8 protein-coding genes and 1 riboswitch are annotated in these 15,839 nt (G+C 47.6%); of the genes, 5 read left to right on the forward strand and 3 right to left on the reverse strand.

What is annotated here, in order from left to right; genetic code table 11:
- The first annotated feature begins 86 nt into the window (after positions 1-86).
- A complete protein-coding gene (gene serA / locus Q4Q50_RS19705; protein ID WP_012088338.1) occupies positions 87-1,316 on the forward strand; it encodes a phosphoglycerate dehydrogenase in 1,230 nt (409 codons plus the stop codon).
- Positions 1,317-1,492: 176 nt separating this feature from the next.
- Positions 1,493-2,455 carry a tRNA-modifying protein YgfZ gene (ygfZ, locus tag Q4Q50_RS19710; protein ID WP_311900760.1) on the forward strand — a complete coding sequence of 321 codons (963 nt, stop codon included), beginning with the start codon at positions 1,493-1,495 and terminating at the stop codon, positions 2,453-2,455.
- 88 nt (positions 2,456-2,543) lie between these two features.
- On the opposite strand, the gene Q4Q50_RS19715 is transcribed toward ygfZ, so the two are convergent.
- The 3 genes from Q4Q50_RS19715 to Q4Q50_RS19725 form a co-directional block, all read right to left on the reverse strand.
- Positions 2,544-3,560 carry a response regulator gene (locus tag Q4Q50_RS19715; RefSeq protein ID WP_028759378.1) on the reverse strand — a complete coding sequence of 339 codons (1,017 nt, stop codon included), beginning with the start codon at positions 3,558-3,560 and terminating at the stop codon, positions 2,544-2,546.
- A gap of 48 nt (positions 3,561-3,608) precedes the next feature.
- Complete coding sequence (locus Q4Q50_RS19720) at positions 3,609-8,942, reverse strand: PAS domain S-box protein (RefSeq protein WP_311900763.1); 5,334 nt, start codon at positions 8,940-8,942, stop codon at positions 3,609-3,611.
- A gap of 130 nt (positions 8,943-9,072) precedes the next feature.
- Positions 9,073-10,431, reverse strand: coding sequence for an alanine/glycine:cation symporter family protein (locus tag Q4Q50_RS19725; protein ID WP_311900764.1), 1,359 nt, complete (start codon positions 10,429-10,431; stop codon positions 9,073-9,075).
- A 250-nt stretch (positions 10,432-10,681) separates the two neighbouring features.
- Positions 10,682-10,805: riboswitch (glycine riboswitch) on the reverse strand.
- Positions 10,806-11,267: 462 nt separating this feature from the next.
- On the opposite strand from Q4Q50_RS19725, the gene Q4Q50_RS19730 reads away from it, so the two are divergent.
- From Q4Q50_RS19730 to Q4Q50_RS19740, 3 genes are read left to right on the forward strand one after another with little or no spacing between them, the layout of a single operon-like run.
- Entirely contained in the window at positions 11,268-11,942 is a 675-nt protein-coding gene (locus Q4Q50_RS19730) for an ABC transporter ATP-binding protein (RefSeq protein ID WP_311900766.1), read from the forward strand.
- Positions 11,932-14,556: an ABC transporter permease gene (locus Q4Q50_RS19735; RefSeq protein WP_311900767.1), complete on the forward strand. Its 2,625-nt coding sequence runs from the start codon at positions 11,932-11,934 to the stop codon at positions 14,554-14,556. Before Q4Q50_RS19730 ends, Q4Q50_RS19735 begins: the two co-directional genes overlap by 11 nt.
- Positions 14,556-15,749 carry a lipocalin-like domain-containing protein gene (locus tag Q4Q50_RS19740; protein ID WP_311900769.1) on the forward strand — a complete coding sequence of 398 codons (1,194 nt, stop codon included), beginning with the start codon at positions 14,556-14,558 and terminating at the stop codon, positions 15,747-15,749. Before Q4Q50_RS19735 ends, Q4Q50_RS19740 begins: the two co-directional genes overlap by 1 nt.
- Positions 15,750-15,839: the final 90 nt, after the last annotated feature.

Below are 15,839 nucleotides of genomic sequence, written 5' to 3' on the forward strand. Positions count from 1 at the left end.
CTGAGTAAAAAAAGTGCTATTTTGGTGGGTGAAGGTTGTCAGCATATCATAAGAAACATTTCTATTAATTAGAGGGTACCCATATCATGGCGAAACATTCGCTGGACAAGGATAAGATCAAGATCCTGCTGTTGGAAGGCGTCCACCAATCTGCAGTCGATGTACTTGAGCGTGCGGGATACACTAACATCGAATACCACAAAGCCTCATTAGGCGATGAAGCATTAATTGAGTCCATCAAAGATGCACATTTCGTGGGACTTCGTTCACGTACCCAATTAACTGCCGAGGTGCTGAAACGTGCCGAGAAGTTGATCGCGATCGGTTGCTTCTGTATCGGAACCAACCAAGTTGATCTTGCCACCGCCGAATCCCTTGGTATCCCAGTATTTAACGCACCATTCTCCAACACGCGAAGTGTTGCCGAACTCGTGATTGGCGAAATCATTATGCTGATGCGCGGTATCCCTGAGCGTAACGCCATCGCCCACCGTGGTGGCTGGATGAAAACCGCCGCTGGCAGCTACGAAGTGCGCGGTAAAACCTTAGGCGTAATCGGTTACGGTCATATCGGTACTCAGCTTGGTATTCTGGCTGAGACGCTGGGCATGCGCGTGGTGTTCTTCGATATCGAAGACAAACTGCCGCTAGGCAATGCACAGCAAATTCATTCAATGGAACAGTTACTGGCGCAAGCTGACGTAGTGAGTTTACACGTACCAGAAACCCCACAAACCAAAGACATGATAGGCGCAGCTGAATTTGCGGCGATGAAAAAGGGTAGCATCTTTATCAACGCATCACGCGGCACTGTAGTCGATATCGAGGCCTTAACGGTCGCACTCAAAGAGCGCCACCTTGCGGGCGCGGCAATTGATGTGTTCCCAGTTGAGCCGCAATCTAATGACGATGAATTTATCAGCCCACTTCGAGGTCTTGATAACGTATTGCTGACACCGCATGTGGGCGGCAGTACCGCTGAAGCCCAAGAAAACATTGGTATAGAAGTTGCTGGCAAGCTCGCTAAATACTCAGACAACGGCTCGACCGTATCTGCAGTTAACTTCCCTGAAGTTTCGCTGCCTATGCATAAAGGCACCTCACGCTTACTGCATATTCACCAAAACCGTCCAGGCGTGCTGATCAAGATCAACCAAGCCTTCTCGGAAAAAGGCATCAACATTGCCGCGCAATATCTGCAAACCACCGCTGAGATTGGTTATGTGGTCATGGAAGTCGACACCCACCAAGCCGAAGAAGCCTTAGTAGAGTTGAAGGCGATTGAAGGCACACTGCGTACCCGCGTGCTGTTTTAACTGCGTACCCACGTGCTGTTTAATAGTTAAGCCCAATCGCATTAAGCGTATCGGCTAAAGTACAAAGACTGAGGCGCACATGTCATTCACAGATATGTGCGCCTTATGCTTTTGGGCCTAAAGGAATTCCGTTACAATCTAGCCTCTCACATCGTCTTCATTTTCAGGATCTCGCTATGACTATTTCAGTTTCTACGCCCCATTGGGATCTGGACGCTTCTTTGCCTCCACTCATGCTTGCCAACTTATCTCATATGGGCCTTATCAAAGTGGTTGGAGAACAGGGCCGCAGTTTCATCCATGGCCAAGTGACCACAGACATCAGCTCATTAGCCGATGACCAATGGCGCTGGGGCGCACATTGCGATCCTAAAGGTAAAATGCTGGCCAGTTTCAGAACCTTTGCCATTCAAGATGCACTCTTTATGTTGATGCCAAAGGATGCCATCGAAGTCGATTTACCCCAGTTACAAAAATATGCCGTGTTTAGTAAAGCCACCTTAAGCAATGCATCCGCTGAATGGACTCTGCTCGGCGTTGCTGGTGAACAGGCAAGCCAATTCGTGAACAAACATTTTGGTGACATTCAGCAAGAGCTCACACTCATTGAAAAGGGTGCGATTTTAAAAGACGCTGAACGTTTTATTTTAGTATTAACACCAGATGCCGCAGCAGCTTTAGTTGCGCAATCGGAACTGAGTGTATTTGACGCCAGTGCATGGCAAGCGTTAGAGATTGCAGCAGGTTACCCCAACCTTGCCGCCAGCCATGCCAGCCAGTACGTACCGCAGATGTGTAATCTACAAGCGGTTAACGGTATCAGCTTCAATAAGGGCTGTTACATGGGGCAAGAAACCATAGCGCGCATGAAATATCGCGGTGGTAATAAACGCGCCCTGTATATTTTGCGCGGTCACACTAGTCTTCAAATCACCCTAGCATCAGGCCTCGAAATCGCGATGGAAGACAGTTTTCGCCGTGGCGGTCAAATCATTGAGTTTGTACAGCGTGGCAATCAAGTCTTGTTAACCGCCGTACTTCCTAATGACACGCCTAATGATACTCAGCTGCGTTTTGCCGACGATGAACAATCACATTTAACGATCCAAGCCCTGCCCTACTCATTAGATGAAGCGTAATGCTTTGATTTAATATAATTAGTATAAAATATTGAAGCAAAATAAAGGCGCCAATGGCGCCTTTACCTTAGTCAATGCACTTCGAGCATCAATTTTCTAAATAAGTATCTCGAATGGCAATTGCTTCTGGCAGGATTTGCTTGAACTCCTCCACCAACTTAGGATCGAAATGTTTTCCCGCTTGATTTTCAAATAGCTCCATAGTTGCTTCAATCGTCCAAGCCTGCTTGTAAGGCCGTTGCGAAGTCAGCGCATCGAACACATCCGCAATCGCGGTGATACGCCCTTCAAGGGGAATTTCTTCACCTACCAAGCCATTGGGGTAACCTGAACCATCCCACTTCTCATGGTGAGTTAAGGCGATACGACGGGCCATTTGCAATAACGGATCGCTATGTTCTCCAATAATTTCTGCACCTATGGCGGCGTGCTGCTGCATAATTTCCCATTCCTGCGCATCAAGTTTCCCTGGCTTTTTCAGCACAGCATCGGGCGTACCGATTTTACCAATATCGTGCATAGGCGCCGCATTAAAAATCAAGTCACAAAAGGTTGTCGGTAAGCCGAGCTTTATCGCTAATATGCGGGCGTAATGGCTCATACGCACAACATGTAGACCCGTCTCGTTGTCCTTGTATTCAGCAGCACGGCCAAGACGACGGATAATCTCGAAACGGGTTTCTTCTAATTCGTGGGTACGAACTTTAACTTGTTGTTCGAGTAGACGTTTTTGATCATAGAGCGCAAGATGCGTTTTAACCCGCGCCTTAACTACAGGCGCACTGACAGGCTTAGTAATATAATCCACCGCGCCCAATGCAAAACCTTGGGCTTCATCAGCAATTTCAGATAAGGCGGTCACGAATATCACCGGAATATGGCTGGTCAGCGGCTCTTGCTTTAGCAGCTTGCAGACTTCATAGCCATTCATACCTGGCATCATGACATCGAGCAGAATCAAGTCAGGCCGCGATTTTGTCACTAACGCTAATGCCCTTGGCCCATCGATCGCCACTTTGACTTTGTAATCATCACCTAGAATACCGATCAAAATATCAATATTCTCAGGTGTGTCATCGACGACTAATATTGTTGCTTTTTCCATTAACAACTCCACTCAATGTCACACATTATAAATTCGCGCTACCGCTTTCTATCCTAACTGTGTAATCACATCGTCAATTAAGTCGATTGCCTCATCAAACTGATACTGGTTAATCATAGATAAAGCGGGGCTTAATGTTTGCCACATTGCACTACTCACCTTCGGCTTTAACGCATCAATTTTTGCCACAGCGCTGGCATCGGCTTCATCTAGATTCTGACGTAAGACCCGTAATGCGGCTCTCAAGTCCTCATCTGATAGCAAGTCCACCGCTCGGGGCTCGGCTTGATTCACTATCGCAGGCTTAGCCTGTTCAATCGCATCGCAGATAGAGGCCACTAGCGGTTGAATTTGAACTAATTCATCTTCATAGGGCGCTTTCTCTGTTAAATGCAACTCAAGCAAACGCGCTAATTCCACCAATTTTGCCGAACTTAAATTACCCGCTAAGCCTTTAAGGGTGTGGGCGATACGCACCGCATCTTCGACTTGATTCGCCGCGATGGCTTTGCGAACCTGCTCCACGACATTACGTTGACTGCTCACAAAACGATCAAAGATTCGTTGATAAAGACGCGTCGAATGCTGCACCAGTTGCAAACCTCTATCGATATCCAACTCAGGGTGTTCTGGCCACTTGAGCAATACCGTTTGATCTGCGCCATTGCTGACTTCACCCTGTGTGCTGGACGAAGTTAACCGAGTTGAGGCTTCCGCCCTTATCGCAGCAGAAATTCCAGAAGAAGAGCCGAGGTATTTCAATAGGGTTTGATAGAGCACATTCACTTCTATGGGCTTGGCAATATGGTCATTCATCCCAGCCCGAAGACACATATCTCTATCACCAGCCATCGCATTCGCAGTCATAGCGACGACAGGTAAATTTGCCAACTCAGGCCTTTTCCTTATTGCTTTAGTGGCTTGATAACCATCCATCACCGGCATTTGGCAGTCCATCAACACTAGATCGAAATGCTGTTGGGATAGCTTATCTAAGGCAATTTGGCCATTGGTCGCTATGGATAAAATAATCCCCACTTGCTCTAAAAACTCGCTGGCGACTTCAAGGTTCATCTCGTTATCTTCCACTAATAAGATACGTTTCCCTTGAAGTGGCAATAATAACTGCGGAGCCAGCTCTTCAGTGCGGCGTCTCACTGGCAATATGCCTTCACGGCCAATCGCATTCATTATGCCATCGAGCATGCGTGAGGCGCTGATGGGTTTACTGATGTACCCCGCCAGTGCTAATTGCTCAATTTGAGTGATAAATTCATGATTCGCATGGGCGGATACCATCAAGATCTTAGGCTGAGACTTAGCCTGTAGTTGGATCTGACGGGCGGTTTCTAACCCGTCCATATTGGGCATTTTCCAATCGATTAATGCCACTTCATAGGTCTGCAGTAGGCAGCGGTTTATTGCTTCTTCACCCGAGCGAACCGTATCGACTCTAAAGCCCATACTTTCGAGCGTTGTACGCATTATGTCTCTGGCGGTCGCGTTATCATCTACCACCAGCACAGACATGCCCTCAAGCTCTTGCTCAAGCACTAATTTTTGGCCCTCGGAAATTTGTAACTTCACAGTGAAATAGAAGGTGCTGCCATGACCAAATTGACTTTCGACACCAATATTGCCCCCCATGAGTTCAACGAGTTGCTTGCAAATAGCCAAACCTAAGCCTGTACCACCGTATTTACGGGTGGTTGAAGTATCCGCTTGGGTAAAGGATTTAAATAATTTTGCTTGCTGCTGCTCAGTTAAGCCTATGCCGCTGTCACGCACACTAAAACGCAGCACGACATCATCATCTTGCTGCTCAACTAAGCTTAGCGACAATAACACCTCACCCCGTTCGGTGAACTTAATGGCGTTATTCATCAGATTAATCAACACTTGCCCTAACCGCAGCGAATCCCCTAACAGATAACGAGGCACATTGGGCGCAACGGCAAACAATAATTCAATCTGTTTGTGGGCGGCTTTCTCAGAAAACATATCGCTGAGATCTTCCAACATAGTGTCGAGCTGAAATGGCACAGATTCTATGTCGAGCTTACCCGCTTCAATCTTAGAAAAATCCAGAATATCATTGATAATTGATAGTAGAGACTGCGATGCCCGCTCAATCTTCTCTACATAATTTTTCTGTTTTTGCTCAAGCTCTGTCTGTAAGCACAGCTGGGACATGCCGATAATGGCATTCATTGGAGTACGGATTTCGTGGGACATATTCGCCAAGAAGTCACCTTTGGCTTTACTGGCCGCATCGGCTTGCTCTTTGGCGAGTAACAGTTCATCGGAGAGTAATTTAAGCTCTGTCATATCGACCATGCTTATCACAGCCGATTCAAATTGTCCTTGGGCATCTAACAGTGCCGACACATTGACCGTCATCCATAAAGGTGCACCAGAAGGACGAATAAAGCTTCTCTCGCCACGATAATGGTCAATTTTGCCACCGACCAATTCCTTAAATTGCTCCTTGGCGATAAGCTTATCTTGCGCGCTAAGGACCTCAAAAATTGCGGTATTGCGTAAACTCTCCCGTGACCGCGCCATATCGGCACAGAATTGATCATTACAATCTAAGATAACGCCTTTAACATCCACATTGACGATACCAATGGTCGCACCATCAAACAGTGCCTTAAAGTGCGCTTCACTGAGGGCTAACTCTTGTTCTATGCTCTTGCGTTGGGTGATGTCCATTACATACCCATTCCAAGTAATAGCGCCATCTTCTTCTACATGGCCGCTCGCACCCGCCTCCATCCAACGTATGCTGCCATTGGGATGGCGATAACGAAACTCGCGGATCCATTGAAACCTATCTTCACTCTTACCCGAAAGTGCCAGCACGACATCCGGCCTTTCTTCATCAAAAATTCGCTCAGCGATGATGTCAAAATTACTAATAAGATCATCACGATGTAGCCCCAGCATTTTCATTGCCGCACCAGAGAGAAAGGTAAATCTGCGATCAGTAGGCGAGTGCCACAACAATTGGTACACGGTACAAGGAATAGACTCTGTAATATTGGTCAATTGCAGGCGCGAAGCCTCTAGCTGCCCTATAGCAAACTTACTCTCTGTGATGTCATCAATACTGCCGTCGAACCAAAGTGGAACGCCCTCTTCGGTATAACTTGCCTTACCTTTCTCATGCACCCAGCGCACACTGCCATCGCGATGGCGGATACGATATTCCACTTCAAAGGTAGCTTGAAGTGCGAGTGCTTTATCCATTTCGTGCAGGCAGAAGCCCCGATCTTCCTCGATGATCAAAGAGATATAAGTACGATTCTGATTATTGATAAATTGGCTTGCGGCATATCCCGTAATTTCACCAATATTGTCACTGATATATTCCATTACCCAAATATCGCCAATACGTAAACGATATACGGCGCTAGGGATATTGGAGACCAATCCACGAAAACGCTCCTCACTCTCCCGAATTTTAAGTTCAACCGCAATTTTATCCGTCATATCGCGAATCGAAGCTGCAACTTGCTTTTGTCCATCCGCATCCGCAGGGAGCATACTCAGCGCAATTTCAGCAATAAATTCATTACCATCGGCTTTTAAAGCCCGAACATGACGCGCATTTGCCATGCCTCTATCGCGGCCTTCGCGAAGGAATTGTTGTCGCTCAAGAACATGTCGGGTTCCCAATTCTTGTGGCAGTAACTGCTCAACTTTCAAACCCAACATAGCCCCTGTATCAAATCCAAAAAGCTGCTGGCAACGACTGTTAGTAAAAACGATTAACCCCTGTTGGTCGACAATCAACATGGCCTCAGGCGCAGCCTCAAGCACGGCATTTGACCAAGCCGCCGCCGAAAACTGCTCAGTAACATCGGTAAATAACATTTCCACCGACATTAACTCACCAGTATCTGATAATAATGGCTGCATAAAGACATCGAGCCTTCTTAAATACCCTTTTTCATCCAGCATTTCCACTTGATGCGAAGGCACATTCTGGCCCTTTAAGGCTAAATCGGTATATTCCCAATTCTTCTCATTGAGGGGATTAGCCGAGAAGAGCCTTTGATATTTGCGCTTGAGCAAATCAGGGGAGATCCCCAGCACCTTAGTTACCCCCTCACTAACCTGGGCGAGTTGGCCATTAGGTTCGAGGGAACAATAGAAAGATTTATCACTCATACCATCAATTAGGCGCGCAAAGCGATTACCGCGGGAATCAAGAATGGCTTGTTCACGTTCTGCAAGTAATTCCGCCATTTGATTGAAGGTATTACTCAGCGTCACAATCTCACTTACGGCACCTTTAGGTACAATAAGCTGCTGAGTTTTACCCTGTCCAAAGGACAAGATACCCGACTCGAGTAGCTCTAACGGCCGAGTTAACCGTTTCGCCGCCAGATAACAAGTCAGCAATAATAAGAGGGTTAATAAGCTTAAATTGAGGATGATAGATGCCAGATCATCAAGCAGAGAGTTGAATAAATCTTGTTCTGGCGCTAATACAATCACACGCCACTTTAAATGCGGTACAGTCGCAATACTCGCAAGATAAACAACATCTTGGTTATCGACAAACCTTGCTTGACCATCAAGCCTTTTATCCTGTAGCGTCCAAAAATCGGCATTTTTATCTTTATTCTTATCGAGCCACTGGGCTGAAGTCGTTGCCAGTACTTTTTCTTTATCTATATGATAAATCAGCCGCCCTTGATCGTCTAAAACCACCAGACGATTTGGTGCAATCCCCAATTGTTTTGGCAATCCATCTAAAGCTAAATCAACCGTGGCGACCCCAAAATAATTGTCTACCTCACCAAAAGGAGCCGAATAGGTCAACATCAGAATATTTCCCGCCCCCTCATCAAAGTATGCCTTTGACCAATAACCGTTCGCTTGATTGATAGCCTTGCTCCACCAATCCCAAGTGCCATCGGTATAGTCGTAGCCTTCAGCGCCAATATCGAGATAATGGAGATCGTCGCTGCCACTGGTGTCGCGGTAAACATAGGGAGAAAAGAGCTTGCGATTAGGAAAGGTGTTCGGTTTAAATGCGACTGCGGAGCCAAAAAAATCAGGATTACGTATGACTCGATTCATCAAGACACTTTTAACACTCTCAGTGTCATTCATGTCTTCTTTACTTGACAAAAAACCAATAAAATCAGCAAGACCTTGGGTGTTGGCCTCCGCATGCTCGAGCAGAAACTGCAGACGAGAAGCCGAATGACTCGCCTCTTGTGTCAGGCTATGGTAAAGCCGATTCTCTGAGGAGATATAACTAAACCAAGCGTTTACACCATAGACACTCGCCATAATTAAAATGAGAGGCAAGGCTATGTGGGATAAAATCCTACTGCGAAAAGTACGAAGTTTACTTTTTTCCATGGCGTCGCCCTAAAGCCCTCGATTTTATAAACACTGCATTTAAAAATAGCACTTATAAAGTAAACGAAGAATTTAGTGGCGACAATGTTAAAGTTAAAAAAATGTAAAGTAATTTGTTGTTTTAAAAACACTAATAAGCCGTCTCTAAGGTTTGATTAGGTAAGATACGAGCAAAATAGCTTTGGGTTTCGGCGATGATGATATGCCTCAAGCCCACAATGGCAATCAAGTTTGGAATCGCCATCAAACCATTAACGGTATCGGCCAACAACCAAATCACATCGAGCTTGATAAAAGCGCCGCCCGCAATCAACACCAAAAACACCACTTGATACAAGCGTAAACCGCGCTCGCCGACCAAGTAATACCAACAGCGTTCACCGTAGTAATGCCAGCCTAGAATCGTAGTAAACGCAAAACACACCAGCGCAATGGTCACCAGATACTGGCCCACAACCGCTGAGCCTCCCAGAGCAAAAGCAGCACTCGTCATCGCGGCACCCGCCGTCTCACCACTCCATACCCCAGTGATAATCAGCACTAAGCCCGTCATAGTGCAAATGATAATGGTATCGAAGAAAGTACCCGTCATGCTGACGAGACCTTGCTCAACGGGTTCATTGGTCTTAGCGGCAGCGGCGGCAATGGGTGCACTACCTAATCCAGATTCATTGGAGAACACGCCGCGGGCAATACCGATTTGAATCGCCTGCGCGACTGTCGCCCCTAAAAATCCCCCCGCAGCTGAGAGTGGCGTAAAGGCAGATTCAATCACTAAAGCTAAGGCGGGTAAAATCTGCTCGGAGAAACCGACTAAGATCCACACGCAGGCCAACACATAACCAATCGACATCGCAGGCACAAGTTTTTGCGCCACATTTGAAATGCGCTTTACGCCACCCAAAGTGACTGCGGCAACTAACACAGTCAACACAGTTGCGGTCAACCAAGTCGGCACCTCAAAGGCAATCGTCAGCGCATCGCTGATGGCGTTAACCTGTGCAAAAGTACCGATACCGAAAAAGGCCACACCAACCCCAAAAAGAGCGAACAATTTCGCCATCCAAGGCAGACCAAGGCCGCGCTCGATATAATACATAGGGCCACCCGCAATCTGCCCACGAGCATCGGTGGTACGGTACTTTACCGCCAACATACATTCAGCATATTTAGTCGCCATGCCGAAAAATGCCGCCAGCCACATCCAAAATAACGCCCCAGGGCCACCCATTTTTATTGCCGTCGCCACGCCAACAATATTACCGGTACCGATAGTGGCGGACAGCGCCGTACAAAGCGCCGCAAAGGAAGATAAATCCCCATGACCTTTTGCCGGTTTAAATAACAATCCCAGCGCCATAGGCAGACGAAAAACTTGGATAAGCTTGAGGCGCGCAGTGAGATAAATCCCCGTGCCCACCAGCAAACAAAGGGTGATTGGACCCCAGACGATGCCATTAATGCTGGCAAGAAAAGCTTGAAAACTCATGATATTCCTCGAATATTAAACAACAAAATTAATAAACGGAGGAGGAAAAGAAATGGCTGTGACGCGCCGCAGTCGGACGCTATTGCAAACTACTTCTAGCCTGTTCTCGACTGAGAATCGCCCCAGCTGAACGCGAAATGCGCAGCAAGCGAGTCCTCTAAACGAGTGCTTTTAATATATGCAAAAATACACTATCTCAAGCAAAGGGTAAAAATAGCCCACGACGACAAACGACAGGGACTGTGCAGTCATCCTCTCCTCTGTCCTTTTGCCTGAGCGTTTCGCGTCGCTTGAATAACACCACGACACTTTCGCCTTCGGCGCTACCTGATTGCACAATGAGTGCAACTGGTAGTCTCTCCAGAGGCTCGTCCAGTAACAGTCCACGCCTTACGGCACCTGAAAGAGTGCTTTGTTTTTATGGGAAGATTCGATTCAATAAAACCGTCGCTTCACTAAAACCAAAGTTGCCTCGTCGGTGTGGGGTCAATTCCCCACTCTCCTGCTACCTTCATCCGAACGGATTGCTAGATTGAGATTAACTCCCAAGCTAACAGGACGCACAGAATGCAACAAACGCGGCGTCAGCTCAAGCCGTTTGCTCACAGTTCGTCGAGGATTTAACTCAATTGACTATTTTTACGGCAAGTGACGATTTATGTTTTGTGATCCCGTTTATGATCTCATTACAGGAAAAATCAGTATCTATCTGAATAGAAAATGCTTTATCTTGAACACTGGATTGCAACACTAAATTGCAGCCAGGATATGTTGCAGCCACAGTTGAAAACACTACTGACTACACCCGCCGCCAATGGATATAAAGGAGTTGCTCAATGGTCGACGTCGCTAAGCTTAATCAAGTCACCAAAGGCTTTCGCGATGGTGAGCAATATCATCAAGTGCTGCAAGCGGTCAATCTACAGATCCACAGGGGTGAAACCGTCGCACTCACAGGCCCCAGCGGCAGTGGTAAGAGCACCTTGCTCAATCTCATTGCCGGTTTTGAAACACCAGACTCGGGCGAAATCTTGCTAGAACAAGCGTCCACCGCCACTTGGCAAGATAAAGAGTGGAGCCGTTTCAGGCGCGATTCCTTGGGCGTTGTGTTTCAGCAATTTAACTTACTCACGCCCCTAAACGTGAAAGACAATATCGCCTTCTCCTTAAGTTTAACCGCGCAGCCATGGTCAGCTTGGTGTGACTATCTGGTTGAAAAACTCGGGCTCTTACCATTACTTCATCGCCCAGTTGAAGCCCTGTCCGGCGGTCAACAACAGCGGGTTGCCATCGCACGCGCCTTAGCCCATAAACCGACCTTGCTACTGGCCGACGAACCCACAGGTAACTTAGATGATGTATCGGGTAAGCAAGTCATGGCATTACTGTGTGAACTGGCACGGGAAAGCCAAACCAGTATATTAATGGTCACCCACAGCGAAGAATGCGCCGCCTTTATGCAAAAACGTTGGCACTTATCCCAAGGTGCAGTCGCTATCTATGAACAATAAACCGCTCACGAAAGCAACATCTGCTGGACTTCAGCAGACTGGGCTGAGACTGACATGGCTCAGCCTAAAGGTGTTTATCGCCCATTATCGCCATGCGCCCATACAAGCAGGAGCCATTCTGCTCGGTATCGCCTTGGCCGTGACTCTGCTGATTGGGGTTAAAGCGACCAACGACAATGCCGTGCGCAGTTATAGCGATGCGACTGAGCTTTTGAGCCAGCGTGCCGATGTGTTACTCACGCCGCCCCTTGGACAAAACACCTTAGATGAGTCCGTCTATTTCGACTTAAGACGGGCCGGATTAAGTCAGAGTCTCGCCGTAGTTAATGGCAAAATCTCCGGCAAGAATGGTCAGTTTTGGCAACTGGAAGGCAGCGATCTGATTGCCGCATTAACGCTACAAAAATCGAGAAGTAACACCTCGACTGAAACGCAGTCAACAACCTCGCCGCAGATGAATGACTTACCGCTTGCCGATCTGCTCAACGGCGCCCCCACAGTAATAATGAGCCGCAGCCTAGCCACCAAAGTAGCGCCAGAGGGTAAACTTGTTTTAGAAAATAACACCTTAGATGTCATTGCAATTGATGATAGTTTTGGCCTCGGCAGCGCCATCTTGGCCGATATTTCCCTCGCCCAGCAATTACTGAACATGCAAGGCCGATTAAGCTATATCGCCATGTTCAGCGAGCGAGAAAACTTACCTCAACTAAAATCCCAACTCGACGCTTTAGGGATTACGCCGCAAAAGGCCAGTTTTAGCCAGCAAGATCAAGGCCAAGCACTGATAGCGCTGACCCGCAGTTTTCATCTTAATCTCAATGCCATGAGCATGTTAGCCTTCGTTGTCGGCCTTTTTATCGCCTACAACGGTGTGCGCTACAGCCTAATGAAACGGCAAAAACTGTTAGTGCAGTTATTGCAACAGGGAATCGAGCGCCGCGCCTTGATGACGGCGCTGATGTTAGAATTAATTTTGTTGGTTGTCATAGGCTCAAGTTTGGGCTTTATCAGTGGCTTGCAACTCAGCCACTGGCTGCAACCTATGGTCGCCATGACCCTTGAGCAAATGTATGGCGCCCATTTACTCCCCGGTATTTGGCAATGGACTTGGCTTATCGAGGCGATTGGCCTCACCTTAATCGCCGCGCTCGGGGCTTGTTTGCCCTTGTATTTAGATCTTACCCGCCAAGCATTGGCCCAAGGGGCGAATCGTTATCAGCAAATGCAGGCGCACCGCAAAACCCATAGCATTCAATTTGCCTTAGCCTGCGGCTTACTGACCGTAGCGGCGCTGCTGTTTCCCTTCAGTCAAAGCTATAACATCAGCTTAGTGTTACTCGGTATCGTCGCTATCGCGATCCCCTTGTTGTTACCGCAATTATTGCATTGGGGCGTCAGTGCGTTAATGCCCTTGGCACGTCCTGGATTATGGCAATATCTGCTCGCCGAAACCCGCGAGCTTATCGCACCACTCTCCCTTGCTATGATGGCGATCTTGCTGGCGCTCAGTGCCAATGTGTCAATGAACACCCTAGTGGGAAGCTTCGAGCAAACCCTGCGGACTTGGCTAGAAACCCGCTTGCATGCCGATCTCTATATCCGCCCACCGAGCCAGCGCATCGACACGATTCAAACCCAGCTGATGCAGGATCCTAGAGTCAGTGGTCTTTATCAGCAGTGGCAAATTGAAGCCCAGCTTTCACTCCCTGTATCGACGGGTAATTCGAGCGCACAAACAATTCCAATTAGCCTACTTAGCCGTGATGAATATTCGATTCGCCACACCAGTGCACTAAAAGAAAGCCTACCGACTCTGTGGCAATCCTACTTTAATGCGCCCGTTATCTTAGTGAGCGAACCCTTAGCCATTAAATATCAATTGCAGCTTGGCGATAGCGTGTCATTGGATGCGCTTAAGCAAACCGGTAGCAGCAAAGCCATTATCGGCGGCATTTATTATGACCACGGCAATACCCGCAACGAGGTGATTATCAGTCAGCCGCTTTGGCAAAAGGCACAGTTACCTGTACTACCAATCAGTTTGGCAACGAATTTTTACGGTAAAGAGCAAGGACGCAAGATCAGTGAAGCAGATCTCGATGAACTGCAAATCCAACTGGCAAGCGAATTAGGTTTATCCCAAGCGCAAATCTACAGTCAAACTAAGATTAAAACCCAAGCTATCGCCATGTTTAAGCGGACTTTTTCGATTACCTTAGTGCTGAATAGTTTGACGCTGATTGTCGCCGCTATTGGTCTTTTTAGTGCCTGTTTAATGTTAACTCAGGCACGGCAAGCGCCACTGGCACGACTGTATTCCCTAGGTGTGAGTCGTAATGCGCTGCGCGGTATGGTGTTTATGCAAATGCTGATTGTAGTGCTGATCACTTGCCTGCTCGCTATGCCAACAGGTGCGCTGCTAGGTTACCTGCTTATCAACAAGATCACCTTGCAAGCCTTTGGCTGGACGATAAAAATGATTTGGGATTGGCAAGCCTATGGCAAAGCAATACTGATTGCCTTAACCACCTGCACCTTAGCCGTGCTCTTGCCGCTGTATTGGCAAACCCGCAAGCCATTGGTCGCCAGTCTGCAGCAGGAGACCCTGTGATGAAAAACCTCAATCTGAACAGTATTGTATGGGCAGTGGTTGGGTTAATGCTTATCGGCGGCTGCGATAAAACGCCATCTACACAAAGCACTCAATCCAAATCCATGGCCAATGTAGTAGGCACAACCTCTGCTAATCAAGATGATTTGGCCTTTACCCCTGTCGTTCCCGGCTATATATTTGAATTTCCGCGAGATCACATGGCACATAACAGTTTTCGCCAAGAATGGTGGTATCTGACCGCCAATTTAACCACAGAAACAGGTGAGCAACTCGGTGCCCAGTGGACGCAGTTTAGAGTCGCCCTAAAACCCACTGATCAGCAATCAATAGCACCGCAAGCAACAGATGTGGTTCCTAAAAGTGAATCCACTTGGGCGACTCAGCAACTTTACTTAGCCCACAGCGCATTAACCTCGAGTCAAACTCATCTGGCTCACGAAAAGTGGTCGCGCCGCCATAGCGAGTTTGCCGAGGTGAAATTAGATCCCTATCAAATCCGCCTCGATAACTGGCGCTGGCAGAGCGAAACCAATGCACTCTTTCCCGCCACATTAACGGTGGAGAATCCTGATTTTAGCTACCAACTTCAGCTTAACAGCCAAGCACCACTGCAATTCCAAGGCACTAACGGCTATAGCCTTAAAAGCCGCGATGGCCAAGTTGCCTCTTACTATTACAGCCAACCCTTTATCGAAATCTCAGGTGAAATCAACCGCAATGGCAAAGTGGAGCGAGTCACAGGCCAAGGCTGGCTCGACAGGGAGTGGAGCTCGCAATTTCTCACTAAAACGCAACAAGGCTGGGATTGGTTCGCGCTCAGGTTAAACGATGACTCGACGCTGATGTTGTTTCAGCTACGGGATCAGTCTTCAGCAGAGTCCGCAAAGAATACACCTATCTCAGCATTTTATAGCGCCAGAAGAATGTTTGCCGATGGCACTGGGCGCAACATCAATTCCACTGACAATCCCAATGACATTCAGATGACGCCTCTTAAATGGCAACACACAGTCAATGGCGACTATCCCGTTAGCTGGCAGGTAAAAATCCCCAGCGAAAATATCGATCTCACTATCACCCCGCTCAATACCAATAGCGCTATGCCATTATCAACTCCCTACTGGGAAGGCCCAGTGCAACTCTCTGGCAGCCATACAGGTACGGGTTATATGGAGCTAACGGGCTATTGAGCCTAAACATCGCTCTTAATAACCAGAAATGCTAAGTCAGCGCGAAGTAACATAACAAGATAGCCATGTTGAAAAATCATCTTAAGCCAC

It is taken from the genome of Shewanella scandinavica (assembly GCF_031932065.1).
GTDB lineage: Bacteria > Pseudomonadota > Gammaproteobacteria > Enterobacterales > Shewanellaceae > Shewanella > Shewanella baltica.